The 25172-nt window shown below is 59.8% G+C and carries 38 protein-coding genes; 5 read left to right on the top strand and 33 right to left on the bottom strand.

All coding sequences use genetic code 11. The features are described 5' to 3' along the window. Positions 1–54 precede the first annotated feature (54 nt). Together U5G49_RS07510 and U5G49_RS07505 are read left to right on the top strand one after the other, a co-directional pair. Entirely contained in the window at positions 55–435 is a 381-nt protein-coding gene (locus U5G49_RS07510) for a YkvA family protein (protein ID WP_193445455.1), read from the top strand. A gap of 23 nt (positions 436–458) precedes the next feature. Next, a complete protein-coding gene (locus tag U5G49_RS07505) occupies positions 459–812 on the top strand; it encodes a lysozyme inhibitor LprI family protein (RefSeq protein WP_193445454.1) in 354 nt (117 codons plus the stop codon). 112 nt (positions 813–924) lie between these two features. On the opposite strand, the gene ilvD is transcribed toward U5G49_RS07505, so the two are convergent. Then, on the bottom strand, positions 925–2763 hold the full coding sequence (gene ilvD / locus U5G49_RS07500; protein ID WP_193445453.1) for a dihydroxy-acid dehydratase: 1839 nt from the start codon (positions 2761–2763) through the stop codon (positions 925–927). Between the two features lie 336 nt (positions 2764–3099). Between ilvD and msrP the strand changes: the two genes are divergently transcribed. Beyond that, the gene (msrP, locus tag U5G49_RS07495; protein WP_018447019.1) at positions 3100–4047 is read left to right on the top strand and encodes a protein-methionine-sulfoxide reductase catalytic subunit MsrP; all 948 of its coding nucleotides are present in this window, start codon (positions 3100–3102) and stop codon (positions 4045–4047) included. After that, entirely contained in the window at positions 4047–4703 is a 657-nt protein-coding gene (gene msrQ, locus U5G49_RS07490) for a protein-methionine-sulfoxide reductase heme-binding subunit MsrQ (RefSeq protein WP_193445452.1), read from the top strand. Before msrP ends, msrQ begins: the two co-directional genes overlap by 1 nt. 10 nt (positions 4704–4713) lie before the next feature. Here msrQ and U5G49_RS07485 read toward each other — a convergent pair whose 3' ends face one another. The 32 genes from U5G49_RS07485 to rpsL form a co-directional block, all read right to left on the bottom strand. Next, positions 4714–5133, bottom strand: coding sequence for a ribosomal maturation YjgA family protein (locus tag U5G49_RS07485; RefSeq protein ID WP_193445451.1), 420 nt, complete (start codon positions 5131–5133; stop codon positions 4714–4716). Positions 5134–5216: 83 nt separating this feature from the next. After that, a complete protein-coding gene (rplQ, locus tag U5G49_RS07480; protein ID WP_003558556.1) occupies positions 5217–5639 on the bottom strand; it encodes a 50S ribosomal protein L17 in 423 nt (140 codons plus the stop codon). Positions 5640–5762: 123 nt separating this feature from the next. Then, positions 5763–6773, bottom strand: a complete 1011-nt coding sequence (locus tag U5G49_RS07475; RefSeq protein WP_003547579.1) for a DNA-directed RNA polymerase subunit alpha — start codon at positions 6771–6773, stop codon at positions 5763–5765. A gap of 97 nt (positions 6774–6870) precedes the next feature. Beyond that, positions 6871–7260 carry a 30S ribosomal protein S11 gene (gene rpsK, locus U5G49_RS07470; RefSeq protein ID WP_003547577.1) on the bottom strand — a complete coding sequence of 130 codons (390 nt, stop codon included), beginning with the start codon at positions 7258–7260 and terminating at the stop codon, positions 6871–6873. Positions 7261–7393: 133 nt separating this feature from the next. After that, positions 7394–7762, bottom strand: a complete 369-nt coding sequence (gene rpsM / locus U5G49_RS07465; RefSeq protein WP_003573772.1) for a 30S ribosomal protein S13 — start codon at positions 7760–7762, stop codon at positions 7394–7396. Between the two features lie 222 nt (positions 7763–7984). Next, a complete protein-coding gene (locus U5G49_RS07460; protein ID WP_193445450.1) occupies positions 7985–8635 on the bottom strand; it encodes an adenylate kinase in 651 nt (216 codons plus the stop codon). Next, entirely contained in the window at positions 8632–9972 is a 1341-nt protein-coding gene (secY, locus tag U5G49_RS07455) for a preprotein translocase subunit SecY (protein WP_018241644.1), read from the bottom strand. The genes U5G49_RS07460 and secY overlap by 4 nt, the downstream gene beginning before the upstream one ends. A gap of 235 nt (positions 9973–10207) precedes the next feature. Further along, entirely contained in the window at positions 10208–10684 is a 477-nt protein-coding gene (gene rplO, locus U5G49_RS07450) for a 50S ribosomal protein L15 (RefSeq protein WP_193445449.1), read from the bottom strand. A 16-nt stretch (positions 10685–10700) separates the two neighbouring features. Further along, on the bottom strand, positions 10701–10910 hold the full coding sequence (rpmD, locus tag U5G49_RS07445) for a 50S ribosomal protein L30 (protein ID WP_003547566.1): 210 nt from the start codon (positions 10908–10910) through the stop codon (positions 10701–10703). Positions 10911–10924: 14 nt separating this feature from the next. Continuing rightward, the gene (rpsE, locus tag U5G49_RS07440; RefSeq protein ID WP_017963908.1) at positions 10925–11494 is read right to left on the bottom strand and encodes a 30S ribosomal protein S5; all 570 of its coding nucleotides are present in this window, start codon (positions 11492–11494) and stop codon (positions 10925–10927) included. Between the two features lie 130 nt (positions 11495–11624). Continuing rightward, positions 11625–11987 carry a 50S ribosomal protein L18 gene (rplR, locus tag U5G49_RS07435; protein ID WP_018241643.1) on the bottom strand — a complete coding sequence of 121 codons (363 nt, stop codon included), beginning with the start codon at positions 11985–11987 and terminating at the stop codon, positions 11625–11627. Between the two features lie 12 nt (positions 11988–11999). Then, on the bottom strand, positions 12000–12533 hold the full coding sequence (gene rplF / locus U5G49_RS07430; RefSeq protein WP_017963907.1) for a 50S ribosomal protein L6: 534 nt from the start codon (positions 12531–12533) through the stop codon (positions 12000–12002). A gap of 42 nt (positions 12534–12575) precedes the next feature. Continuing rightward, positions 12576–12974, bottom strand: coding sequence for a 30S ribosomal protein S8 (gene rpsH, locus U5G49_RS07425; RefSeq protein WP_003547562.1), 399 nt, complete (start codon positions 12972–12974; stop codon positions 12576–12578). 12 nt (positions 12975–12986) lie between these two features. Beyond that, positions 12987–13292, bottom strand: coding sequence for a 30S ribosomal protein S14 (gene rpsN, locus U5G49_RS07420; RefSeq protein WP_003547561.1), 306 nt, complete (start codon positions 13290–13292; stop codon positions 12987–12989). Between the two features lie 32 nt (positions 13293–13324). After that, complete coding sequence (gene rplE, locus U5G49_RS07415) at positions 13325–13882, bottom strand: 50S ribosomal protein L5 (RefSeq protein ID WP_003573788.1); 558 nt, start codon at positions 13880–13882, stop codon at positions 13325–13327. Continuing rightward, positions 13875–14183 carry a 50S ribosomal protein L24 gene (rplX, locus tag U5G49_RS07410; protein WP_003547559.1) on the bottom strand — a complete coding sequence of 103 codons (309 nt, stop codon included), beginning with the start codon at positions 14181–14183 and terminating at the stop codon, positions 13875–13877. The genes rplE and rplX overlap by 8 nt, the downstream gene beginning before the upstream one ends. An 11-nt stretch (positions 14184–14194) precedes the next feature. Next, positions 14195–14563: a 50S ribosomal protein L14 gene (gene rplN / locus U5G49_RS07405; RefSeq protein WP_003573790.1), complete on the bottom strand. Its 369-nt coding sequence runs from the start codon at positions 14561–14563 to the stop codon at positions 14195–14197. A 258-nt stretch (positions 14564–14821) separates the two neighbouring features. Beyond that, positions 14822–15061: a 30S ribosomal protein S17 gene (gene rpsQ, locus U5G49_RS07400; protein WP_003547557.1), complete on the bottom strand. Its 240-nt coding sequence runs from the start codon at positions 15059–15061 to the stop codon at positions 14822–14824. Between the two features lie 12 nt (positions 15062–15073). Beyond that, entirely contained in the window at positions 15074–15274 is a 201-nt protein-coding gene (gene rpmC, locus U5G49_RS07395; RefSeq protein ID WP_018241642.1) for a 50S ribosomal protein L29, read from the bottom strand. A gap of 12 nt (positions 15275–15286) precedes the next feature. Next, positions 15287–15700, bottom strand: a complete 414-nt coding sequence (gene rplP / locus U5G49_RS07390) for a 50S ribosomal protein L16 (RefSeq protein ID WP_003573792.1) — start codon at positions 15698–15700, stop codon at positions 15287–15289. 36 nt (positions 15701–15736) lie between these two features. Beyond that, positions 15737–16468 carry a 30S ribosomal protein S3 gene (gene rpsC, locus U5G49_RS07385; protein WP_003547554.1) on the bottom strand — a complete coding sequence of 244 codons (732 nt, stop codon included), beginning with the start codon at positions 16466–16468 and terminating at the stop codon, positions 15737–15739. Continuing rightward, positions 16468–16857: a 50S ribosomal protein L22 gene (rplV, locus tag U5G49_RS07380; protein WP_003547553.1), complete on the bottom strand. Its 390-nt coding sequence runs from the start codon at positions 16855–16857 to the stop codon at positions 16468–16470. Before rplV ends, rpsC begins: the two co-directional genes overlap by 1 nt. A 2-nt stretch (positions 16858–16859) precedes the next feature. Continuing rightward, a complete protein-coding gene (rpsS, locus tag U5G49_RS07375) occupies positions 16860–17138 on the bottom strand; it encodes a 30S ribosomal protein S19 (protein ID WP_003547552.1) in 279 nt (92 codons plus the stop codon). Positions 17139–17153: 15 nt separating this feature from the next. Continuing rightward, complete coding sequence (rplB, locus tag U5G49_RS07370; RefSeq protein WP_018241641.1) at positions 17154–17990, bottom strand: 50S ribosomal protein L2; 837 nt, start codon at positions 17988–17990, stop codon at positions 17154–17156. 11 nt (positions 17991–18001) lie between these two features. Next, complete coding sequence (locus U5G49_RS07365) at positions 18002–18295, bottom strand: 50S ribosomal protein L23 (RefSeq protein ID WP_003547550.1); 294 nt, start codon at positions 18293–18295, stop codon at positions 18002–18004. Then, positions 18292–18912, bottom strand: a complete 621-nt coding sequence (gene rplD / locus U5G49_RS07360; protein WP_003573800.1) for a 50S ribosomal protein L4 — start codon at positions 18910–18912, stop codon at positions 18292–18294. Before rplD ends, U5G49_RS07365 begins: the two co-directional genes overlap by 4 nt. Before the next feature lie 13 nt (positions 18913–18925). Beyond that, positions 18926–19567, bottom strand: a complete 642-nt coding sequence (rplC, locus tag U5G49_RS07355) for a 50S ribosomal protein L3 (protein WP_018067989.1) — start codon at positions 19565–19567, stop codon at positions 18926–18928. 39 nt (positions 19568–19606) lie between these two features. Then, on the bottom strand, positions 19607–19915 hold the full coding sequence (rpsJ, locus tag U5G49_RS07350) for a 30S ribosomal protein S10 (RefSeq protein ID WP_003547547.1): 309 nt from the start codon (positions 19913–19915) through the stop codon (positions 19607–19609). Positions 19916–20069: 154 nt separating this feature from the next. Further along, positions 20070–21245 (bottom strand): elongation factor Tu, encoded by a 1176-nt coding sequence (gene tuf, locus U5G49_RS07345; protein ID WP_018241634.1) that lies wholly within the window; start codon positions 21243–21245, stop codon positions 20070–20072. Positions 21246–21313: 68 nt separating this feature from the next. Next, positions 21314–23413 (bottom strand): elongation factor G, encoded by a 2100-nt coding sequence (gene fusA / locus U5G49_RS07340; RefSeq protein ID WP_018241640.1) that lies wholly within the window; start codon positions 23411–23413, stop codon positions 21314–21316. A gap of 29 nt (positions 23414–23442) precedes the next feature. Next, positions 23443–23913, bottom strand: coding sequence for a 30S ribosomal protein S7 (gene rpsG, locus U5G49_RS07335; protein ID WP_003547538.1), 471 nt, complete (start codon positions 23911–23913; stop codon positions 23443–23445). A gap of 77 nt (positions 23914–23990) precedes the next feature. Next, positions 23991–24362: a 30S ribosomal protein S12 gene (gene rpsL, locus U5G49_RS07330; RefSeq protein WP_003547537.1), complete on the bottom strand. Its 372-nt coding sequence runs from the start codon at positions 24360–24362 to the stop codon at positions 23991–23993. A gap of 495 nt (positions 24363–24857) precedes the next feature. Between rpsL and U5G49_RS07325 the strand changes: the two genes are divergently transcribed. After that, positions 24858–25151, top strand: a complete 294-nt coding sequence (locus U5G49_RS07325) for a hypothetical protein (protein ID WP_003547528.1) — start codon at positions 24858–24860, stop codon at positions 25149–25151. Positions 25152–25172: the final 21 nt, after the last annotated feature.

Below are 25172 nucleotides of genomic sequence, written 5' to 3'. Positions count from 1 at the left end.
GACGTCTTGGAAACCGGTTGAAGTCATTATGAATTTGATTCAGGAAGATTGGCCATGCAACTGATATCAAAAGCCAAAAACTTGGCGAAGTCACTGAAGCGTGACATCGTGACCCTATGGCTTGCCGCCCGCGATCCCCGCGTGCCGTGGCATGCTAAAGCGGTGGCCGGCGCCGTTGCCGCCTACGCGCTGTCGCCCATCGATCTCATCCCCGATTTCATCCCCATCCTCGGCTATCTCGACGATCTCCTCATCGTGCCGCTCGGCATCATGCTGGCGATCCGGCTCGTTCCGGCAGAGGTGATGAACGAGCTTCGCACGGAGGCGGCAAGGCGCATCGAACGTCCCTCCAGCCGGGTCGGACTGATCTTCATCCTTGCCGTCTGGCTCATCTGCATCATCTTCCTGGCTCTGGCACTGCGGAAGCTGGCCTGACCGGCGGCAATAGGAACATATGAATGATCACGACAAGAACGACGACAGCGGCTCTCGGCTTTGCGATGCTGCTCATTGCATCGAACCTGGTGCAGGCAGCAAGCTTCGATTGCGATGCGAAGGAATTGAAGCCGGATGAGAAAGCGATCTGCGACAACCGCGCACTCAACGATGCCGACGTGAAGATGGCAACCACGTTCGAGCTGCTCTCCGGCCTGCTGGCGATGGGCTCGCGTGGAACATTGCAGGACGAACAGACCGCCTGGCTGAAGAAACGGCAGGAATGCGGGGCGGATGCGGCCTGCATCAAGGCTGCCTATGACGAGCGGCTGAAGCAGCTCGGCGAGACCTATAAAAACATCAACCGGCCGCTCTAGAACAGGATGATTTTAGGCCGGATCGGCCTAAAAACTGAATCCTGTTCTCAATTAAAGAGTGAGAGCATGATGTCGTCCGAAAACCGCTCAGCGGGTCGTAGGCTGAAGCTGCTCAGCGGGCGTTCAGATCGCGCACCGCGCCGCGATCGGCGCTCGTTGCAAAGGCCGCGTAGGCCTTCAGGGCGGTCGTGACGTTGCGCTTGCGGACTTCTGTGGGATACCAGCCCTTTCCATCCTGCTCGGAGCGGCGGGCGGCGAGCTCGGTCTCGCTGACACGCAGGCTGATCGTGCGGTTGGGGATGTCGATGTCGATCATGTCACCTTCGCGAACCAGGCCGATCGTGCCGCCATTTGCCGCCTCCGGCGAGACATGGCCGATCGAGAGGCCGGAGGTGCCGCCGGAGAAGCGGCCGTCGGTGATGAGCGCGCAGGCCTTGCCGAGGCCCTTCGACTTCAGATAGCTGGTCGGATAGAGCATTTCCTGCATGCCAGGGCCGCCCTTCGGGCCTTCGTAGCGGATAACGACGACGTCGCCGGCCTTCACCTCGTTGGCAAGGATCGCCTTGACGGAGGCATCCTGGCTTTCGAAGACGCGGGCGGGGCCGGAGAACTTCAGGATCGATTCATCGACGCCGGCGGTCTTGACGATGCAGCCGTCGATCGCAAGGTTGCCCTTGAGCACGGCAAGACCACCATCCTTGGAGAAGGGATGTTCGACCGAACGGATGACGCCGTTCTCGCGGTCGGTGTCGAGTTCGTCCCAGCGGGCCTCCTGGCTGAAGGCGACCTGGGTAGGGATGCCGCCGGGAGCGGCACGATAAAAGTTGCGAACGGTCTCGCTGTTGGTGCGGGTGATATCCCAGCGATCGATCGCATCGCCCAGCGTCTCGGCATGGACGGTCGGGCAATCGCGGTTCAAGAGACCGCCCTTGTCGAGTTCGCCGAGGATCGACATGATGCCGCCGGCGCGGTGGACGTCTTCCATATGGACATCGCTCTTGGCGGGGGCGACCTTCGACAGACACGGCACCCGGCGCGACAGCGCATCGATATCGGTCATGGTGAAATCGATCTCGCCTTCATGGGCGGCAGCAAGGATGTGCAAGACCGTATTGGTCGAACCGCCCATGGCGATGTCCAGCGCCATGGCATTCTCGAAGGCCTGCTTGGAGGCGATGGTGCGCGGCAGCGCCTTGACGTCATCCTGCTCGTAATAACGGCGAGCGAGATCGACAATCAGATGGCCGGCCTCGACGAAGAGCCGCTTGCGGTCAGCGTGGGTGGCAAGTGTCGAGCCGTTGCCGGGCAGCGACAGGCCGAGCGCTTCCGTCAGGCAGTTCATCGAATTGGCGGTGAACATGCCGGAGCAGGAGCCGCAGGTCGGACAGGCAGAGCGTTCGATGGTCTGGACGTCCTCGTCACTGATCTTGTCATCGGCGGCAGCGACCATGGCATCGACGAGGTCGAGCGCGTGCGTCTTGCCGTGCAGCACGACCTTGCCGGCTTCCATCGGACCGCCCGAGACGAAGACGGTCGGGATATTGAGGCGCAGCGACGCCATCAGCATGCCGGGGGTGATCTTGTCGCAGTTGGAGATGCAGACCATGGCGTCGGCGCAATGGGCATTGACCATGTATTCAACGCTGTCGGCGATGAGCTCACGCGAGGGCAGCGAATACAGCATGCCGTCATGGCCCATGGCGATGCCGTCATCGACGGCGATCGTGTTGAATTCCTTGGCAACACCGCCGGCCGCCTCGATCTCGCGGGCGACGAGCTGGCCAAGGTCCTTCAGGTGCACGTGGCCGGGCACGAACTGGGTGAAGGAATTCACCACCGCGATGATCGGCTTGCCGAAATCCGAATCCTTCATGCCCGTGGCGCGCCAAAGGCCGCGGGCGCCCGCCATGTTGCGGCCATGGGTCGTGGTTCTGGAACGGTAAGCTGGCATCGGTGTCTTCCTCAACGTGTCGGAATTATCAGGCGAAGCGGGGCGGCATGGAACCTGCAGGCCGGGCAAACGCTGCTTTTTCGAATTGTCCTAATCCAATCGACGGGGGCTGTCACTACCGTGAAGGCCAAATCCGGTACGCCATGGCCTGAGCGCCATGAGGCCCATCGATCATATACGGTAAGGCGCGACGTTTCGTTACAGCCTATTCCATCACGGCCGAACACAAAAAATTGGCTTCACGTCTGTAATATTCAAGGCTTAGACACTCATCCGAACATGCGGGCGGTTCGTTTAAAGACTATATTGCAGAAATCCGCCCAGGAGAGTTTCGACATGCCAACCTATCGCCCACCGAAGATCGCGTCATCGGAGATCACGCCACGCCAGATCTATGTCCGCCGTCGTGAATTCCTCGGCGCGGCAGCACTTGGCGCCATGGCGCTCTACAGCGCCGGCAAGGCGAGCGCTGCGGCCATCTCCGCCGTTGAGAGCAAGTACAAGGTCGACGAGAAGGCGACGCCGCTCAAGGACGTCACGACCTACAATAATTTCTATGAGTTCGGCCTCGACAAGGGTGATCCCGCAGCACTTTCCAGCGATTTCAAGCCGCTGCCCTGGACGATCAAGGTCGACGGCATGGTCAACAAGCCAGGTACCTTCGACCTCGAGGCGCTGATGAAGGAATTCCCGATCGAGGAGCGCACCTACCGGATGCGCTGCGTCGAGGCCTGGTCCATGGTCATCCCCTGGGACGGCTTTCCGCTGGCATCGCTGCTCGACAAGGTGGAGCCGCTCGGCAGCGCCAAATACGTCTCATTCGAAACCGTCGTGCGGCCGGACGAGATGCCTGGGCAGAAGGGCTTCTTCCAGTCGCTCGACTGGCCCTATGTCGAAGGTCTGCGCCTGGACGAGGCGCGCCATCCGCTGACGCTGCTTGCCGTCGGGCTCTATGGCGAAACGCTGCCAAACCAGAACGGCGCGCCGATCCGGCTCGTCGTGCCGTGGAAATACGGCTTCAAGGGCATCAAGTCGATCGTCAGGATCACACTCACCGACCAGCAGCCCAAGAATACCTGGCAGGTCACCAATCCGCAGGAATACGGCTTCTACGCCAACGTCAATCCAGCGGTCGACCATCCCCGCTGGAGCCAGGCGAGCGAACGGCGCATCGGCGAAAGCGGCTTCTTCGGCGCGAGCCGCCATCCCACCCTGCCCTTCAACGGTTATGCCGACGAGGTGGCGAGCCTTTATGCCGGCATGGACCTGAAGGCGAATTTCTGATGGCGGAACTGTCGCTCGCCATCCCGAAGCGCTGGCATCCCGCCTCCGTCTGGCTGCTTTATGTCGTCGGGCTCGTGCCTGCGGCCTGGACTTTCTATCTCGGCGCGACCGACCAGCTCGGCGCCGATCCGGTCAAGACCTTCGAGCTCTTCCTCGGCATCTGGACGATCCGTTTTCTGATCCTGACCCTTGCCGTTTCCCCTGCCCGTGAGCTCTTCGGCTGGAACTATCTACGCTATCGCCGCGCCCTCGGTCTGCTGACCTTCTACTACGCGCTGATGCATTTCACCGTCTACATGGTGCTGGACCAGGCGATGGATATTTCCGCCGTGATCAACGACGTGCTGAAGCGCCCCTTCATCATGTTCGGCATGGCCGGGCTTGCGATGCTCATTCCGCTGGCGTTGACATCCAACAATCTCTCGATCCGCCGCCTCGGCAAGAACTGGATCTGGCTGCATCGCCTCGTCTATATCATCGCCGCCTGCGGGGCGTTGCACTTCGCGCTCTCGACCAAGATCCTCGACCTCGAGCAATATATCTATGTCGGGCTGATCATCGCACTGATCCTCTACCGCTCCTATCGGCCCATCGCACGCAACAGGCAGAAGGGCAAAGGGCGGACGCGCAATCGCGCAGTAGCGTCTGTTTCGTAGGATTGCAAACTTACCCGCGAGGGTGCGTCGCAGCCCGACGTGCGGGATCGAAGGCGCAGGCCGCGGCTATGCCGATGGCATAGGCCAGCATGTTCCAAAGCGAAAATACCCGGCCAAGCAACAGCGCGCCTGCCATGGTCAGCCGAAACGCGTCGAGCCAGGGCGTGTGATAAAGCCGGAACAATTCCACTGAGATCGCTATGAACAGCGCTGTGACAGAAATTGCTGCCGGCCGTGAACTTGTGACAAATAGCGCCACGAGCAGATAGACCATCGCTCCCCAGAGTGCCGATCCGCCATATTTGACGACGAGAAAAGGCAGATCGACCGCATAGCCAAACCTGCGGAGCACCAGCCCGAGAACGATGACAAGAAACAGGGCGGCCAGACGAAGGAACTGCGGAGAGCGAATCTGAATGATTTTGCGCAATGGAGCCGGTCTCGTCACTATATCAGAAACAAAAACAGCCGGGCTTTCCAGCCCGGCTGTTTTGTTTCCGCCGGAGCGGAAGATTAAGCGGCAACAGCCTGCTCTTCGGCAGCGACGCGGGCCTTGTCGGCTGCGCCCTTGGCATAGGCATCGCGATCCACGAATTCGATCACAGCCATGGCGGCATTGTCGCCCTGGCGGAAGCCGGCCTTCATAATGCGCAGGTAGCCGCCGTTGCGGGTGGCGTAGCGCGTTGCGATCGTGTCGAACAACTTCGAGACGACAGCGGCATCGCGGATCTGCGAGATCGCCTGACGGCGAGCGTGCAGGTCGCCGCGCTTGCCGAGCGTGACGAGCTTCTCGACGATCGGGCGGATTTCCTTGGCCTTCGGCAGGGTCGTGACGATCTGCTCGTGGGTAATCAGCGAAGCCGCCATGTTGGCGAACATCGCCTTGCGGTGGCTTGCAGTTCTATTCAGCTTGCGGCCGGCTTTACCATGGCGCATTGCTATTCTCCTTTAATGCAGGTGCCCTTACGCTAAGTGGGCCTGCCGTTTCCTGGCACATGCAGGCGATCGGCCTGCTGTTTGACGGGGAAAGGCAGCCGAAAGAGCCTGCCTTTTGTTTTCTCAGTATTGGTCTTCGTAACGCTTGGCGAGATCTTCGATGTTCTCGGGCGGCCATGCCGGCACTTCCATGCCGAGGTGCAGGCCCATGGAAGCGAGAACTTCCTTGATTTCGTTCAGCGACTTGCGACCAAAATTCGGTGTGCGGAGCATTTCTGCTTCGGTCTTCTGAATGAGGTCGCCGATGTAGACGATGTTGTCGTTCTTCAGGCAGTTTGCCGAACGGACCGACAGTTCGAGTTCGTCCACCTTCTTCAGGAGAGCCGGGTTGAAAGCGAGTTCGGTGACTGCTTCCTCTTCGGTTTCCTTCTGCGGCTCGTCGAAGTTGACGAAGACGCCAAGCTGATCCTGGAGGATGCGCGCCGCAAAAGCGACGGCGTCTTCGCCGGTGATCGAGCCATCGGTTTCGATGGTCATGTTCAGCTTGTCGTAGTCGAGAACCTGTCCTTCACGGGTATTTTCAACCTTGTAGGACACCTTCTTGACCGGCGAATAGAGGCTGTCGACCGGGATGAGACCGATCGGAGCATCTTCCGCACGATTGCGTTCGGCCGGAACGTAGCCCTTGCCGTTGTTGACGGTGAACTCCATGCGGATCTCGGCGCCCTCGTCGAGCGTGCAGATGACATGCTCGGGGTTGAGGATTTCGATATCGCCGACCGTCTGAATGTCGCCAGCCGTGACAACGCCCGGGCCCTGCTTGCGCACGACCATGCGCTTTGCATCATCGCCATCCATCTTGATGGCGATTTCCTTGATGTTGAGCACGATGTCCGTCACGTCTTCGCGGACGCCCGGGATCGAGGAGAATTCATGCAGCACGCCATCGATCTGCACCGCCGTGACGGCAGCACCGCGCAGCGAGGAGAGCAGAACGCGGCGAAGCGCGTTGCCGAGCGTGAGGCCGAAGCCGCGCTCCAGCGGTTCGGCAACAAGCGTCGCCCTGGTGCGCGAGCTCGAAGAGAACTCCACCTTGTTCGGCTTGATCAGTTCCTGCCAGTTCTTCTGAATCATGAGTTTGCCTTCCGTTCGTTGCCACCATCCAATCGTGGCAACCGAGCTTGAAAACCACCGGGAGCGCGAAGGCGCTCACCGGTGACGAGAGCGATGATCAGACGCGGCGCTTCTTGCGCGGACGGCAGCCATTGTGCGGGATCGGGGTCACGTCGCGGATGGACGTGATCATGAAACCTGCAGCCTGGAGCGCGCGCAGAGCCGATTCACGACCCGAACCCGGACCGCAAACTTCGACTTCCAGCGACTTCATGCCGTGCTCCTGGGCCTTCTTGGCGCAGTCTTCGGCAGCGATCTGGGCGGCGAACGGGGTCGACTTGCGCGAGCCCTTGAAGCCCTTGGCGCCAGCCGACGACCAGGCGATCGCATTGCCCTGCGCGTCGGTGATGGTGATCATCGTGTTGTTGAAGGTCGAGTTGACGTGAGCGACACCCGACGAGATGTTCTTGCGCTCGCGACGGCGAACGCGGACGGCTTCCTTAGCCATGGTATTCCTTTCGTTGATCTCTTCACCGCCGTAATGCCAGCGGCTACACCGGAACGGCGCCTATATGGTCCCGCTCCAAACTCAAAAGAGGCCGGCGCAGACCGCCAGCCTCCCCACCCCGGTTTCCCGGAAATTACTTCTTCTTGCCAGCGATTGCCTTTGCCGGACCCTTGCGGGTGCGGGCATTGGTGTGCGTGCGCTGACCGCGAACCGGAAGGCCGCGACGATGACGCAGGCCGCGGTAGCAGCCGAGGTCCATCAGACGCTTGATGTTCATCGCGGTATCACGACGAAGATCGCCTTCAACCTGATAGTCGCGGTCGATGGCTTCGCGGATCTGAAGGACTTCTGCGTCCGTCAGCTGATGCACACGACGTTCGGCCGGGATACCGACCTTTTCGACGATTTCCTGTGCGAATTTCGGACCGATCCCGTGAATGTAGGTCAGCGCGATAACAACGCGCTTCGCAGTCGGGATGTTGACGCCAGCGATACGTGCCACGCCTGTTCTCCTTGCATTCCAGTTGCCATCCGGCAAGTGGGCTTCGTTATGCGGCTCTTGAGAACCGCCCGTTCAGATTTACGTCCGTAACATGTCAAAACGACCGCACCCGGACTTCCCTGGGAAATCCGCGCCGATCGCATGGAATGTCGCGAGTTGGCGCGGTGTTTAGCGGAATCACTGCTGAAAAGCAACCGTTCCGCCAAGTTTATTTTCAAAGCCTTAAAGCTTGGAAAGAATGCTTTCGACCTCGGCCGTCACCTGATCGATCTCTGCCATGCCGTCCACCGACTTGAGCTTGCCCTTGGCATGGTAATAGCCGATCAGCGGCGAGGTTTCCTTGTAGTAGACCTGCAGCCGAGCCGTCATGGTCTCCGGGGTGTCATCGGGACGGCGCTTGAAGTGCGTCGAACCGCACTTGTCGCACACGCCCTCAGCAGCCGGAACCTTATCGGTATCGTGATAGACGCTGCCACACTGTGCACAGGAGTAGCGACCGGCAACACGTCGGATCAATTCCTCATCATCGACACGGAATTCAATGACAACGGAGAGGCCGAGACCCTTTGCCTTCAGCATCGCCTCGGTGGCATCAGCCTGGACGAGCGTCCTGGGGAAGCCGTCGAGAATGAAGCCATTGGCGCAATCGGGTTGATCGATGCGCTCGGAAACGATGGCAATGACGATCTCATCCGAGACGAGCTTGCCGGCGTCCATGACCGCCTTCGCGCGCTTGCCGACATCCGTGCCGGCGTTAACCGCTGCACGCAGCATGTCCCCCGTGGAAAGCTGCGGAATGCCGTGCTTTTCCACGATCCGCTGGGCCTGGGTTCCCTTACCCGCGCCCGGCGGCCCCAAAAGGATAAGTCTCATCGCCCCCTCTTTCCTCCACGCAACTTCGATTTCTTGATCAGGCCTTCGTATTGCTGCGCGATCAGGTGACCCTGGATCTGTGCAACCGTATCAAGAGTTACGCTAACCACGATCAAAAGCGAAGTCCCACCAAGGGCTAATGGAATGCCGGTTTGCGACACCAGAATCTCTGGGAGAATGCAGACGAAGACGAGATAGATCGCGCCGATCACCGTGATGCGGGTCAGCACGTAGTCGATATATTCGGCAGTGCGCTCGCCCGGGCGGATGCCGGGAATGAAGCCGCCATGCTTCTTCAAATTGTCGGCCGTGTCCTTCGGATTGAAGACGATAGCCGTATAGAAGAAGGCGAAGAAGGCGATCAGCGCGCCGTACAGCACCATGTAGAGCGGCTGGCCATGACCGAGGGCCGCGACGATCGATGTCGCCCAGGAAGGCATTGCCGTGGTATTGGCGAAACCCGCGACCGTTGCCGGCAGCAGCAGCAGAGACGACGCGAAGATCGCCGGAATGACACCTGAAGTGTTGAGCTTCAGCGGCAGGTGCGAGGTATCGCCCTGGAACATCCGATTGCCAACCTGACGCTTCGGATACTGAATCAGCAGCCGGCGCTGGGCGCGTTCGACGAAGACGATGATGCCGATGACGGCGATCGCGACGATGATGACGAGCAGGATGAGGAAGGTCGACAGCGCACCGGTGCGGCCGAGTTCGAGCGTCCCGGCAAGTGCTGTCGGAAGGCCGGCGGCGATGCCGGCGAAAATGATCAGCGAGATGCCGTTGCCGATGCCGCGCGAGGTAATCTGCTCGCCGAGCCACATCAGGAACATCGTGCCGCCGAGCAGCGTCAGAACGGTGGAAACACGGAAGAACCAACCTGGCTCGACGACGAGGCCCTGGCCGCTTTCAAGGCCGGCGGCAATGCCATAGGCCTGGAGCGCACCGAGGATGACGGTGCCATAGCGGGTATACTGGTTAATGATCTTACGGCCCTGCTCGCCTTCCTTCTTGAGGTTTTCGAGCGCCGGCACGACCGAGGTCATGAGCTGCACGATGATCGAAGCGGAGATATAGGGCATGATGCCGAGCGCGAAGATCGCCATGCGCTGAACAGCGCCGCCCGAGAACATGTTGAAAAGGCCGAGAATGCCGCCTGACTGGCCGCGGAAAGCCTGGGCATAGGCTTCGGGATTGAGACCCGGAAGTGGAATATGCGTGCCGAGTCGGTAGACGAGGAGAGCTGCCAGTGTGAACCACAGACGCTTCTTCAAATCCTCGGCTTTGGCGAAGGTCGAAAAATTGAGGTTGGATGCCAATTGTTCCGCTGCAGAAGCCATGCGTTTCTCCGCGCTACCAATTCCGGCTTCTCTGGGGGACAGACCGGACCCGGAATCAGTATGAAATTATTCAAAACCGGGTTCAGGACGGATTGCGGCGCAACCCCTTGCCTCACCCTTGTTTTCGAGTCTTACCGGCATGACGCGGGCGCGCCAGCCAAGTTTTTGTGAGGCCCACATATGGGAGCAAAATCGCCCGGTGTGAAGCACCCCGGGCGATATATCATCAGATTATTTATTCGGCTGCAGCCGGAGCCGAAAGCAGCGTCACGGTGCCGCCGGCCTTTTCGATCTTCTCGACGGCAGGCTTGGAGGCGCCTGCAACGACGATGGTGATCTTGGCCTTGATCTCGCCGTCGGCGAGAACGCGAACGCCATCCTTGACGCGGCGGATGACACCAGCAGCCTTGAGGGCAGCTGCGTCAACGGTCGTCTTGGCATCGAGCTTGCCGGAGTCGATCGCCGTCTGAATACGGGCCAGCGACACGACAACAAAATCGGAAGCGAAAATGTTGTTGAAGCCGCGCTTCGGCAGGCGACGATAGATCGGCATCTGGCCGCCTTCGAAGCCATTGATGGCGACGCCCGAACGGGACTTCTGACCCTTTACGCCGCGACCACCTGTCTTGCCCGAGCCCGAACCGATACCGCGGCCGAGGCGCTTGCGGCTGTGGGTCGAGCCTTCGTTGTCCTTGATTTCATTGAGTTTCATGAGCGTTTCCTCCGTCTCACTTCTCGTCGACGACGCGAACGAGATGCTGGACAGCACGGATCATGCCACGAACCGAAGGAGTATCCTCCAGCGTGCGGCGACGGTGCATCTTGTTCAGTCCGAGACCGATCAGCGTGCGCTGCTGGACGTCCGGACGGCGGATCGGGCTGCCGATCTGTTCGATCGTGACAGTCTTCGCTTCAGCCTTCTTGGTAGCCTTGGCCATCTGTCAAACTCCTCTTATTCTTCAGAGGCGTTGCCGGAGGCGCCACGACGAGCCTGCAGCGTTGCATACTTGATGCCGCGCTGAGCTGCGATGTCCTTCGGGTGAACCTGGTGCTTCAGAGCGTCGAAGGTGGCGCGAACCATGTTGTAGGGGTTCGACGAACCGGTCGACTTGGCGACGACGTCGTGCATGCCGAGCGTCTCGAATACGGCGCGCATCGGACCGCCGGCGATGATGCCGGTACCGACCTTGGCCGAGCGCAGCAGAACCTTGCCGGCGCCGTGGCGGCCATGAACATCGTGATGCAGCGTACGGCCGTCACGCAGCGGTACGAAGATCAGCTCGCGCTTGGCGGCTTCGGTTGCCTTGCGGATGGCTTCCGGCACTTCACGTGCCTTGCCATGGCCGAAGCCGACGCGGCCCTTCTGGTCGCCAACGACGACGAGTGCTGCGAAACCGAAACGACGGCCGCCCTTGACGACCTTGGCGACGCGGTTGATCGCGACAAGCTTGTCGACGAACTCGCTATCGCGCTCTTCACGGCTCTGGCGGTCGTCCCGCTGCGGCCTTCTTTCCTGTGCCATTGTCCTCTTCCTTTTTCTTTTCCGGGTGCAATCGGCAAACAAATGTGGACCGCATCAGCCTCCCCTTTCGGAGAGTGCCTGCGGTCCGGCGAAAATCCGGCCGGCGCTTGAGCGTCCGGCCGGAAACTGATCAGAAGGTGAGACCGCCTTCGCGGGCCGCTTCGGCGAGAGCCTTGATGCGGCCGTGATAGATGAAGGCGCCACGGTCGAACACGACTTCCGTAACACCGGCCTTGGAGGCGCGCTCTGCGAGGAGCTTGCCCACAACGGCAGCGGCGGCGGTATCGGCACCGGTCTTCAGAGAACCGCGCAGATCCTTCTCGAGAGTGGAGGCAGACGCAAGCGTCTTGCCGGCCACATCATCGATGACCTGGGCGTAGATGTTCTTCGAGGAGCGATGAACCGACAGGCGCGGACGGCCATTGGCCACCGACTTGAGATGACGGCGCACGCGGTTGGCACGACGTGCAAGTGCTTCTTTCCTGCTAGCCATTTCGCGTGATCCTTACTTCTTCTTGCCTTCTTTGCGGACGATCCGCTCGTCAGCGTACTTGACCCCCTTGCCCTTGTAAGGCTCGGGACCGCGGTATTCGCGGATTTCGGCGGCAACCTGACCGACCTGCTGCTTGTTGATGCCGCTGACGACGATTTCCGTCGGCTTCGGAACAACGATCGAGATACCGACCGGCGGCTCGTAGATCACGTCGTGGCTGAAACCGAGAGCCAGCTGCAGGTTCTTGCCCTGCATGGCGGCGCGGTAACCGACACCGTTGATTTCAAGCTTGCGCTCGAAACCGTCCTTGACGCCCTTGAAGATGCCTTCGATCATCGTGCGGGACATGCCCCACTTTGCGCGCGCATCCTTGGTCTGGTTCACCGGCGTCACGACGACGGCGTTATTTTCAAGCTTGAGGCTGATTTCGTCGTTAGCAACGAAAAACAGCTCGCCCTTCGGGCCCTTTGCAGTCACCTTCTGGCCATCGACCGTAGCCGTGATCCCAGCAGGCACCTGAACGGGCTTTTTACCGATACGAGACATGTTTCAATCCTGTCTGTTCGCTATGGAGATCCCTGCCCGATCTTAGAAGACCGAGCAAAGAACCTCGCCACCAACGTTCTGTTCGCGAGCCTGGTGATCAGCCATCACACCCTTCGGAGTCGAAAGGATGGTGATGCCGAGACCGTTCGCGACCTGCGGAATGGACTTGACCGAGACATAAACCCGGCGGCCCGGCTTGGACACACGGCCGATCTCACGGATCACCGATGCGCCTTCGTAATATTTCAGCTCGATGCTGAGTTCCGACTTGCCATTGCCGAAATCGACAACGGAATAGCCACGGATGTAGCCTTCGGACTGCAGAACATCGAGAACACGTGCACGGAGCTTCGAAGCAGGCGTCGAGACCGACGACTTGCGGCGGGAAGCGCCGTTACGGATGCGAGTGAGCATATCGCCCAACGGATCAGTCATTGTCATGTAACCTGCTCCTTACCAGCTCGACTTGACGATACCCGGCACCTTGCCGAGATTGCCGAGTTCACGCAGCGCAATACGCGACATGCGCAGTTTGCGGTAATATGCGCGCGGACGCCCCGAAACTTCGCAACGGTTGCGAATACGGGTCTTCGATCCATCACGCGGCAGGGATGCCAGCTTGATCGAGGCCTTGAACCGCTCTTCGATCGGAAGAGCCTGGTTCATGATGATCGCCTTCAAACCAGCCCGCTTAGCGGCCTGGTTGGCGACCGTAGTACGGCGGCGCTTGTTCTTTTCAACTGCGCTTGTCTTCGCCATGTCAGGTTCCTTTTCTACGCTCGTCGTTACGGTTATTGACGGAACGGGAAGCTGAACTCTTTCAGAAGAGCCCGAGCTTCGTCGTCGGTCGTCGCCGTCGTGCAAACGATGATGTCCATGCCCCACATCTGATCAACCTTGTCGTAGTTGATCTCAGGGAACACAATGTGCTCCTTGATGCCCATGGCGAAGTTGCCACGGCCGTCAAAGCTCTTCGGGTTCAGGCCGCGGAAGTCGCGAACGCGCGGGAGCGCGATGTTCACGAGGCGGTCCAAGAACTCGTACATGCGGGCGCCGCGCAGGGTAACCTTCGCGCCGATCGGCATCTGTTCGCGGACCTTGAAGCCTGCGATAGAGTTACGTGCGCGGGTGATGACCGGCTTCTGGCCGGCGATCGCAGCGAGGTCGGCGGCAGCTACCGTCGGCTTCTTCGAGTCAGCGGTCGCTTCGCCGACACCCATGTTGATCACGATCTTGTCGAGCTTCGGGATCATCATCTCGTTGGCGTAGGAGAACTGCTCCTGCATCGCCTTGCGGATGCGCTCGACATATTCCTTCTTGAGCCGCGGCTCATATTTTGCCTCAGCCATCGATCACTTCTCCAGAACGCTTGGCCACACGGACCTTCTTGCCGTCAACAACCTTGAAACCGACGCGGGTCGGCTTGCCGTCCTTGTCGATGATTGCAACGTTGGACAGGTGAACCGGGGCTTCCTTGTTGATGATGCCGGCTTCCTGGGTCTGCGTCTGGCGCTGGTGGCGCTTGACGACGTTGACGCCACGAACAACGGCACGATCTTCCTTCGGCATGACCTGAACAACTTCGCCGGTACGGCCCTTGTCCTTGCCAGCGAGCATGACGACCTTGTCGCCTTTACGAATCTTCTGCATCGCTTCGCTCCTTACAGTACTTCGGGAGCCAGCGAGATGATCTTCATGTGGTTCTTGGCGCGAAGTTCACGCGGAACCGGTCCGAAGATACGGGTGCCGATCGGCTCTTTCTTGTTGTCGATGAGGACTGCTGCGTTAGTGTCGAAGCGGATGACGGAGCCATCCGGACGACGGATATCCTTGGCGGTGCGAACAACAACCGCCTTCATCACGTCACCCTTCTTCACACGGCCGCGCGGGATCGCTTCCTTGATCGAAACGACGATGACGTCGCCGATCGAGGCATACTTGCGCTTCGAGCCGCCCAGCACCTTGATGCACATGACACGACGTGCGCCGGAATTATCCGCGACGTCGAGGTTTGTTTGCATCTGAATCATATCAGGTCGCCTTCTTGGTTTACCGGAATGGTTGGGCTAGCCCCCTATTCCGGCTTATGAAAATTTTCGCCGACCGAGCTGCCATGAGGCAGCACAGACGCGGCAATAGCTGAATAGCGCGGGATCGATCGTGCCAGGGTGGTTTCCCGAACGGGACCTTCCGTGCGCTCAAAGCAAAAGAACGCCCGGCATTCGAGCGTTCTGACGCTGCTTCATACAGATATTTCGGCGAGACGCAAGGCCTCGCGCAAAATTCTGTTACTTGCCCTGGGCGGAAATCACCGTCCAGCGCTTGTCCTTGGAGATCGGCGCGCATTCCTCGATGGATACGGTATCGCCGATCTTGTACTGGTTGTTCTCGTCGTGGGCCTTGTACTTCTTGGAACGACGAACGGTCTTCTGGAGCAGCGGGTGAGCGAAACGACGCTCGACACGAACCACTACCGTCTTCTCGTTCTTGTCGCCAACGACGACGCCCTGCAGGATGCGCTTCGGCATATTTTTCTTCCTTTAGGCCTTAACTTCTGCCGCCTTCTGGCGGGCAATGGTTTTCACGCGGGCGATATCCTTACGGACTTCGTTGATGCGCGAGGACTTTTCGAGCTGGCCGGTTGCCTTCTGAAAGCGCAGGTTGAACTGCTCCTTCTTCAGCTTGGCAAGCTCGTCCTTGAGTTGGTCAGCGCTGAACGCGCGAACGTCTGAGGCTTTCATGAGCTCAATCCCTTACTCTGCAATGCGCTGAACGAAGCGCGTCTTGACCGAGAGCTTGGCAGAGCCGAGGCGAAGCGCCTCACGGGCGATTTCTTCGCTGACACCGTCGATCTCGAACATCATACGGCCGGGCTTGACCTTGCATGCCCAGTATTCAACGGAGCCCTTACCCTTACCCATACGGACTTCGGTCGGCTTTGCGGTTACCGGAACGTCCGGGAACACGCGGATCCATACACGGCCGGCGCGCTTCATATAACGCGTGATCGCGCGGCGGGCCGCTTCGATCTCGCGCGCGTTGACGCGGTTGGGTTCCTGTGCCTTCAGGCCGAATTCGCCGAATGCCAGGTCAGAACCGCCCTTGGCGACGCCCTTGATGCGGCCCTTGAACTGCTTGCGGTACTTGGTACGCTTTGGCTGCAACATTTTCTTATTCTCCGAACTTCTCTGCCACGCGCGCTATCAAGCGTTGTCGCGGCGACGGTCTCTGTCGCGGTCACGATCACGGCTTGCCGGACCCTGGGCGTCACCTTCCATCGCACGGCGCTCGGAAGCCATCGGATCATGCTCAAGGATTTCGCCCTTGAAGATCCAGACCTTGATGCCGCAGATGCCGAATGCGGTTTCTGCTTCAGCCGTGCCGTAGTCGATGTCAGCGCGCAGCGTGTGCAACGGCACACGACCTTCGCGGTACCATTCCGTACGGGCGATTTCAGCACCGCCGAGACGGCCGGCGCAGGTGATCTTGATGCCTTCGGCGCCAAGACGCATCGCCGACTGAACGGCGCGCTTCATGGCGCGGCGGAAAGCCACGCGACGCTCGAGCTGCTGGGCGATCGACTGAGCGACCAGCGTCGCATCGACTTCGGGCTTGCGCACTTCGACGATGTTGAGGTGCGTTTCCGAATTCGTCATCTCCGACAGCTTCTTGCGGAGCTTGTCGATGTCAGCGCCCTTGCGGCCGATGATCAGGCCCGGACGTGCCGAGTGGATCGTGACGCGGCACTTCTTGTGCGGACGCTCGATGACCACCTTGGAGATCCCGGCCTGCTTCAGTTCGCTCATGACGAACTTGCGCATCTTCAGGTCTTCGTGCAGCAGCTGGCCGTACTCGGCATTGTCCGCAAACCAGCGGCTATCCCAGGTACGGTTGATGCCAAGGCGGAAACCGATTGGATTGATTTTCTGACCCATTATGCGGCCTCCTCTGCTGCCTGCACTTCACGAACGACGATCGTCAGGTGCGCGAAGGGCTTTTCAATGCGCGACGCACGACCGCGGCCACGAGCGTGGAAACGCTTCATGACGATCGACTTGCCCACATAGGCCTCGGCGACAACCAGCGAGTCGACGTCGAGATCGTGGTTGTTCTCGGCGTTGGCGATCGCAGATTCGAGCGTCTTCTTGACGGCGCCTGCGATGCGCTTGCGGGAGAACTCCAGCTCAGCGAGTGCGCGCTCGACCTTCTTGCCGCGGATAGCCGCAGCAACCAGGTTGAGCTTCTGGGGGCTGACGCGGAGCGTGCGGGCGACTGCTTGCGCCTCGTTGTCCTTCAGCCGGCGTTCGGCTTTTGCCTTGCCCATTGTTACTTCCTCTTCGCCTTCTTGTCCGCGCCGTGACCGTAGTAGGTGCGGGTCGGAGAGAATTCACCGAATTTGTGGCCGACCATGTCTTCATTGACGCTGACCGGGATATGCTTGCTGCCGTTGTAGACGCCGAAGGTGAGACCGACGAACTGCGGCAGGATCGTGGAGCGACGGCTCCAGATCTTGATCACTTCACTGCGACCGCCTTCACGAACCTTCTCAGCCTTCTTGAGAAGATAGCCGTCAACGAACGGACCTTTCCATACTGAACGAGCCATTGGAGACTTCCTCTCTTACTTCTTACGCTGATGACGCGAGCGCATGATCATCTTGTCGGTCGACTTGTTCGACCGGGTGCGCTTGCCCTTGGTCGGCTTGCCCCACGGTGTCACCGGGTGGCGACCACCAGAGGTGCGGCCTTCACCACCGCCGTGCGGATGGTCGACCGGGTTCATGACAACACCGCGGTTATGCGGACGCTTGCCGCGCCAAACGGTACGACCGGCCTTGCCGTCGTTGATGTTGGCGTGGTCAGGGTTGGAGACGGCGCCGATCGAAGCAAGGCAGGAGCCATGAACGAGACGCTGTTCACCGGAGTTCAGGCGAAGGATCGCCATGCCCTGGTCGCGGCCGACGAGCTGTGCGTAGCCACCGGCGGAGCGAGCGATCTGACCACCCTTGCCCGGCTTCATTTCCACGTTGTGGATGATGGAGCCGACCGGGATGAACTGCAGCGGCATGGTGTTGCCGGGTTTGACGTCGACAGCCTTCTCGGAAGCGATAACCTTGTCACCGGCAGCCAGGCGCTGAGGAGCGAGGATATAAGCCTTTTCGCCGTCAGCATAGTTCACCAGCGCGATGAAAGCCGTGCGGTTCGGATCGTATTCGATACGCTCAACCGTGCCTTCGATGTCGAACTTGCGACGCTTGAAGTCGATCAGACGATAGGTGCGCTTGTGACCGCCGCCGATGAAGCGGGCGGTGATGCGACCGAGGTTGTTACGACCGCCGCTCTTGGTCAGACCTTCCGTCAACGCCTTGACCGGCTTGCCCTTGTAGAGGGCCGAGCGGTCGACGATGACCAGCTGGCGCTGGCTCGGGGTGATCGGATTGAATGTTTTCAATGCCATTTTCTTATACCTCAGAGACCGGTGGAGACGTCGATCGTCTGGCCTTCAGCCAGCGTCACAACTGCCTTCTTCACGTCCTTCTGCTTGCCGACGAAACCGCGGAACCGCTTGGTCTTGCCCTTGCGCAGCAGAGTGTTGACAGCCGTGACCTTGACGCCGAACAGCGCCTCGACCGCAGCCTTGATTTCCGGCTTCGTCGCCTGCTTGGCGACATTGAAAACAACCTGGTTGTTTTCGGATACCAGCGTGGATTTTTCGGTGATCGCCGGAGAGACGATCACATCGTAGTGGCGAAGATCGGTCACTTGAATCGCTCCTCTAGCGCTTCAACCGCAGCCTTGGAAAGCACGAGCTTGCCGCGGCGCACGATGTCGTAAACGTTGATGCCCTGGATCGGCAGAACATCGATGTTCGGGATGTTCTGAGCTGCGAGCTTGAAGTTGCCGTCAAGCTCTGCGCCGCCGATGAAGAGGGCGTTGGTCAGGCCGAGCGTCTCGAAAACGGACGCGAGAGCCTTGGTCTTGGCTTCGGTGGCAACCAGGTTGTCGATGACGATGACGTCATCGGCCTTGATCTTGGCCGAAAGGGCGTGGCGAAGGCCGAGTGCACGAACCTTCTTCGGAAGATCGTGCTCGTGGCTGCGGACGACCGGGCCGTGGGCCTTGCCGCCGCCGCGGAACTGCGGAGCGCGAGCCGAATGGTGGCGGGCGCGGCCCGTACCCTTCTGCTTGTACATCTTGGCGCCGGTGCGCGAAACTTCAGCGCGGCCCTTAGCCTTGTGCGTGCCCTGCTGCTTCTTGGCAAGCTGCCAGCGAATGACGCGGGCGAGAATGTCTTCACGGGGCTCGAGGCCGAAAATCGCGTCCGAAAGGGAAACCTTCCCGGCGTCTTTTCCCTCGAGGGTCTTGACGTTGAATTCCATTGATCTGGCTCCCTTACTTCGCGGCCGACTTGACGGCGTCGCGCACGATGATCCAAGCACCCTTGGAACCAGGAACAGCACCCTTGATCAGGATCAGACCACGATCTTCGTCGGTCGAAACCACTTCCAGGTTCTGCGTCGTGACGCGCGTCTGGCCCATGTGACCAGCCATCTTCTTGTTCTTGAAAACCTTGCCCGGATCCTGGCGCGAGCCGGTCGAACCGTGCGAACGGTGAGACACCGACACACCGTGCGTGGCACGCAGACCGCCGAAACCGTGGCGCTTCATGGCGCCGGCAAAACCCTTACCGATCGTCGTGCCCGTCACGTCGACGAGCTGACCGGCTGCAAAGTGACCCGCCTTGATCTCAGTGCCGATCTCGAGCAGCTGATCTTCCGACACGCGGAATTCAGTGAGCTTGGCCTTCGGCTCGACGTTGGCAATGGCAAAGTTGCCACGCATCGCCTTCGACGTGTTCTTCACCTTCGCCTGGCCGGCACCGAGCTGAACTGCGGTATAGCCATTCTTTTCGACAGTGCGCGTGGCTACGACCTGGCAGCCTTCCATACGCAGTACCGTTACCGGGACATGCTCGCCGGCGTCGTTATAGACGCGGGTCATTCCCACCTTCTGTGCAATCACACCTGAACGCATCGGTTCAATCCTTCTCACTCAGCCCGAAGACCCGAGGTCTCAGAGCTTGATCTCAACATCGACACCGGCGGCGAGATCGAGCTTCATCAGCGCGTCTACCGTCTGCGGGGTCGGGTCAACGATATCGAGAAGGCGCTTATGCGTGCGCATCTCGAACTGTTCGCGGCTCTTCTTGTCGATGTGCGGGGACCGGTTGACCGTAAACTTCTCGATGCGGGTCGGAAGCGGAACGGGGCCCCGGACGCTTGCACCGGTGCGCTTAGCCGTCGATACGATCTCGCGCGTGGAGGCATCGAGAATCCGGTGATCGAACGCCTTCAGGCGGATGCGGATATTCTGGCCGTTCATTCGACTTTATCCTTGTGTCTGTTATCCGCGTGTCACCACTTAGGGACACGACTTACCTTCAGTTACGTTAGCGGGCCACCGGTTTCAAAGATCGAGAGGGACACCGAGATCGGCGTCCCTATCCTTTCCTTGGGCCTGGTGGCCCAGCCGCTAATTACTCGACGATCGACGCGACGATACCGGCGCCGACGGTGCGGCCGCCTTCGCGGATCGCGAAGCGCAGCTTTTCTTCCATCGCGATCGGAACGATCAGCTCGACGGCAACCGTGACGTTGTCGCCTGGCATCACCATCTCCGTGCCTTCCGGCAGCGTCACAATGCCCGTCACGTCGGTCGTGCGGAAGTAGAACTGCGGACGGTAGTTGGTGAAGAACGGCGTATGACGGCCACCCTCTTCCTTCGTCAGGATGTAGGCTTCTGCCATGAACTTCTTATGCGGCTTGACAGAGCCGGGCTTCGCCAGGATCTGGCCACGCTCGACGCCGTCACGGTTCACACCGCGGATCAGCGCACCGATGTTGTCGCCGGCCTGGCCCTGATCGAGCAGCTTGCGGAACATTTCAACGCCGGTCACCGTCGTCTTCGAGGTCGGACGGATGCCGACGATCTCGACTTCTTCGCCAACCTTGACAATGCCACGCTCGACGCGGCCGGTCACAACCGTGCCGCGGCCCGAGATCGAGAACACGTCTTCGATCGGCATCAGGAACGGCTGGTCGATCGGACGCTCAGGCGTCGGGATGTAGGCGTCAACAGCAGCCATCAGTTCGCGGATCGCGTCTTCGCCGATCTTCTTGTCCGAATCTTCAAGAGCAGCAAGTGCCGAACCCTTGACGACCGGGATATCGTCGCCCGGGAAGTCGTAGGACGACAGCAGTTCGCGAACTTCGAGCTCGACCAGTTCGAGAAGCTCGGCGTCGTCAACCTGGTCGACCTTGTTCAGGAACACCACGATTGCCGGAACGCCGACCTGGCGGGCCAGCAGGATGTGTTCGCGCGTCTGCGGCATCGGGCCGTCAGCGGCCGAGCACACCAGGATCGCGCCGTCCATCTGGGCAGCACCGGTGATCATGTTCTTGACGTAGTCGGCGTGGCCGGGGCAGTCGACGTGCGCGTAGTGGCGGGCCGGCGTCTCATACTCGACGTGCGCCGTCGAGATGGTGATGCCACGGGCCTTTTCTTCCGGAGCCGCGTCGATCTGATCGTACGCCTTGTACTCACCGAAGTACTTCGTGATCGCTGCCGTCAGAGACGTCTTACCGTGGTCAACGTGGCCAATCGTGCCAATGTTGACGTGCGGCTTGTTGCGCTCAAACTTACTCTTTCCCATTTTCGGGTCTCCATTTTGCTAGTCCCCGAAGGGATCTAATTCTTGTTATCGGTCAATTGGTATTCCGGTCACTTCTGACCGGAATACTTTGCCTGGATTTCAGTTGCGACGTTCGACGGGACCGGCGAGTAGTGATCGAAGGTCATCGTGTACTGGGCGCGGCCCTGGGACATGGAGCGCAGGTTGTCGACGTACTTGAACATGTTCGCGAGCGGGACGTTCGCGTTGATGACGACGGCGATACCGCGGCTTTCCTGGCCCTGGATCTGACCGCGACGGGAGTTCAGGTCGCCGATAACGTCGCCGACGTAATCTTCCGGGGTGACGACTTCGACCTTCATCATCGGCTCGAGCAGCTGAGCGCCGGCCTTCTTGGCTGCTTCACGGAAGCAGGCACGCGATGCGATTTCGAAGGCGAGAACCGAGGAGTCGACGTCGTGGAAGGCACCATCGATGAGGGTCGCCTTGACGCCGAGCATCGGGAAGCCTGCCAGCGGGCCCGAAGACAGAACGCTTTCGATGCCCTTCTGGACGCCGGGGATGTATTCCTTCGGAACGGAACCACCGACGATCTTCGATTCGAACTTGAATTCGTCGCCGTCCGGGTTCGGTTCGAAGACGATCTTGACGCGCGCGAACTGGCCGGTACCGCCGGACTGCTTCTTGTGCGTGTAGTCTTCTTCATGCGTCCGGGTGATGGTTTCGCGGTAGGCAACCTGCGGCGCGCCGACAGTTGCTTCGACCTTGAATTCACGACGCATGCGGTCGACGATGATGTCGAGATGCAGCTCGCCCATGCCGGCGATGATGGTCTGGCCGGATTCCTGGTCGGTCTTGACGCGGAAGGACGGATCTTCTGCAGCCAGGCGGTTGAGCGCGAGGCCCATCTTTTCCTGGTCGCCCTTGGTCTTCGGCTCGATGGCGATCTGGATGACCGGCTCCGGGAATTCCATGCGCTCGAGGATAACCGGCTTCAGCGGATCGCAGAGCGTGTCGCCCGTCGTGGTTTCCTTGAGGCCGGCGAGAGCGACGATGTCACCTGCGAAGGCTTCTTCGATGTCTTCACGCGAGTTGGAGTGCATCTGCAGCATACGGCCGACGCGCTCGCGCTTGTCCTTGACCGTGTTGATGACCGACGCGCCCTTTTCAAGCTTGCCGGAGTAGATGCGAGCGAAGGTCAGCGAACCGACGAAGGGGTCGTTCATGATCTTGAAGGCGAGCATGGAGAGCGGCTCGCTGTCATCGGCATGACGCTCGATTTCAGCTTCCGTCTTGAAGTCGATGCCCTTGATCGCCGGGATGTCCATTGGCGACGGGAGGTAGTCGACAACGGCGTCGAGCAGCGGCTGCACGCCCTTGTTCTTGAAGGCGGTGCCGCAGAACATCGGGTGGAACTTGACGTCGATCGTGCCGCGGCGAACCAGTGCACGGATCTGCTCGTTGTCGGGCAGAATGCCTTCGAGGTAAGCTTCGGTGGCGGCTTCGTCGATGTCGACGACCGTCTCGATCAGCTTTTCGCGATATTCTTCAGCCTTGGCCTTCATGTCCTCGGGGATCTCGACGACATCCCACTGGGCGCCGAGCGACTCGTCGCGCCAGATGAGTGCGTTCATCTCGACCAGGTCGATGACGCCCTTGAATTCGGTTTCTGCACCGATCGGCAGCTGCATGACGACAGCCGTAGCACCGAGACGGGTCTTGATCATCTCGACGGAGCGGTAGAAGTCCGCGCCGGTCTTGTCCATCTTGTTGCAGAAGATCATCCGCGGGACATTATACTTTTCGGCCTGGCGCCAGACGGTCTCCGTCTGCGGCTCAACACCGGCGTTGGCGTCCAGCAGCGCGATGGCGCCGTCGAGAACGCGCAGCGAACGCTCGACTTCAATGGTGAAGTCGACGTGGCCGGGAGTGTCGATGATGTTGAAGCGGCGCATTTTGCCGTCACGGCCCTTCCAGAAGGTCGTGGTGGCAGCAGAGGTGATCGTGATGCCACGCTCCTGCTCCTGCTCCATCCAGTCCATGGTGGCTGCGCCGTCGTGGACTTCGCCGATCTTGTGCGACTTGCCGGTATAATAAAGAATACGCTCGGTGGTCGTGGTCTTGCCGGCGTCGATATGCGCCATGATACCGAAATTACGGTAGTCTTCGATCTTATATTCGCGAGCCATTGTGGACTGCCTTTCGATACCGTTCGGAATTACCAGCGATAGTGCGAGAACGCGCGGTTGGCGTCAGCCATCTTGTGCGTGTCTTCGCGCTTCTTAACAGCGGAGCCGCGGTTGTTGGACGCATCGAGCAGTTCGCCGGAAAGGCGGTCAACCATAGTCGTTTCATTGCGCTTGCGGGCAGCAGCGATCAGCCAGCGAATAGCAAGAGCCTGGCGGCGCTCCGGACGAACATCGACGGGGACCTGATAGGTCGCACCACCGACACGACGCGAGCGAACTTCAACGTGCGGGGCAATGTTCTCAAGCGCAGAATGGAAAACCGTGAGCGGCTCCTGCTTGGACTTGCCATGAACAACGTCGAACGCACCGTAGACGATGTTTTCAGCAACGGACTTCTTGCCGTCGAGCATGATGGCATTCATGAATTTGGTGACGACGAGATCACCGAACTTCGGGTCCGGATTGATCTCGCGCTTTTCTGCTTTATGACGTCTGGACATAGTTTTGTCTCTTCAACCGTTAAGGCGCTTCATGACGCGGAGGACCTCGCGCAGCGCCGGATTATTCAAAAGCCGAATTACTTCGGACGCTTCGCGCCGTACTTGGAGCGGCGCTGCTTGCGGTTCTTGACACCCTGGGTATCGAGAACGCCGCGGATGATGTGATAACGGACACCCGGAAGGTCCTTAACGCGGCCGCCACGGATCATGACGACGGAGTGTTCCTGAAGGTTGTGACCTTCGCCGGGGATGTAACCAATGACTTCGAAGCCGTTGGTCAGGCGGATCTTTGCGACCTTACGCAGAGCCGAGTTCGGCTTCTTCGGCGTCGTCGTGTAGACGCGCGTGCAAACGCCGCGCTTCTGCGGGTTCTCCTGGAGTGCGGGAACCTTGTTACGCTTTACGTTCGCCTGGCGAGGCTTGCGGATCAGCTGGTTTACGGTAGGCATTCAACCATCCCTTACGTTTTATCTCAGTACCCTTGCGGGCTTGAACTCGCGCCGTCTCCGGCAGTGACGCACTCTCCGTCAATGCGCAAAATATGGCCCGATCCGCTTCCGCAGATGGACCACAAGGAGCAGAGGACGCATAAAACATGCGTCGTGCGTGCAGCATCATGACTTCAACGTGCGTTTAGAACCTTGTTTGAGGTGAACTTCAGGGCGCGTCGCCCCGAACAGCCAAGCCTCACATGGGATCTGATGGCCGGGGTACTACTGGTTTCCACCCGTCTCGTCAAGGCCGGTTAAGAAATAAACTCGCCGTATCGCCTTGATATGGCGGCCCAACGCCCTGTTTCATCCTTCTAGACGAATTCACGGCTATGCACCAAGATAAAAACTTGGGCATTGCAGCAAAAACAGTTAAGGAATCAGCAATTGCGGCGTTCGGCCCTCACAGCAGGATTCGAGCGACCGAATCGTCAAAGAGCCGAAGGACAGGCGATGATCACGACACCTGATAACGACAATAATTTCGACGGCCCGATGATCTTCATCATTATCGGCAAGGGCTACGAGTCCGACGCCAGCGAAGGCATCGACCTGCACATCATGCTGAAGGCGCCTGACGACGACACCGCCGTACGCGAGGCCTTGAACGCCCTTGCCGAGGAAGGCTTCATCGAGGCCGATCTCGACCAGATCGGCATGCTGACCGAGGTCCCGGCCGAAGAGCCGCACGCCTCTGCCTATCAGGGCGCCGTCGAAGGCGAAGTCGCGATCATCCGGTTCAACTGAAAGGAGCCGCCGCTGACGCTG

Source organism: Rhizobium indigoferae (genome assembly GCF_034554815.1).
GTDB lineage: Bacteria > Pseudomonadota > Alphaproteobacteria > Rhizobiales > Rhizobiaceae > Rhizobium > Rhizobium leguminosarum.
The sequence above is the reverse complement of the archived record's forward strand: the minus strand, read 5'-3'. Positions and strand labels throughout refer to the sequence as shown.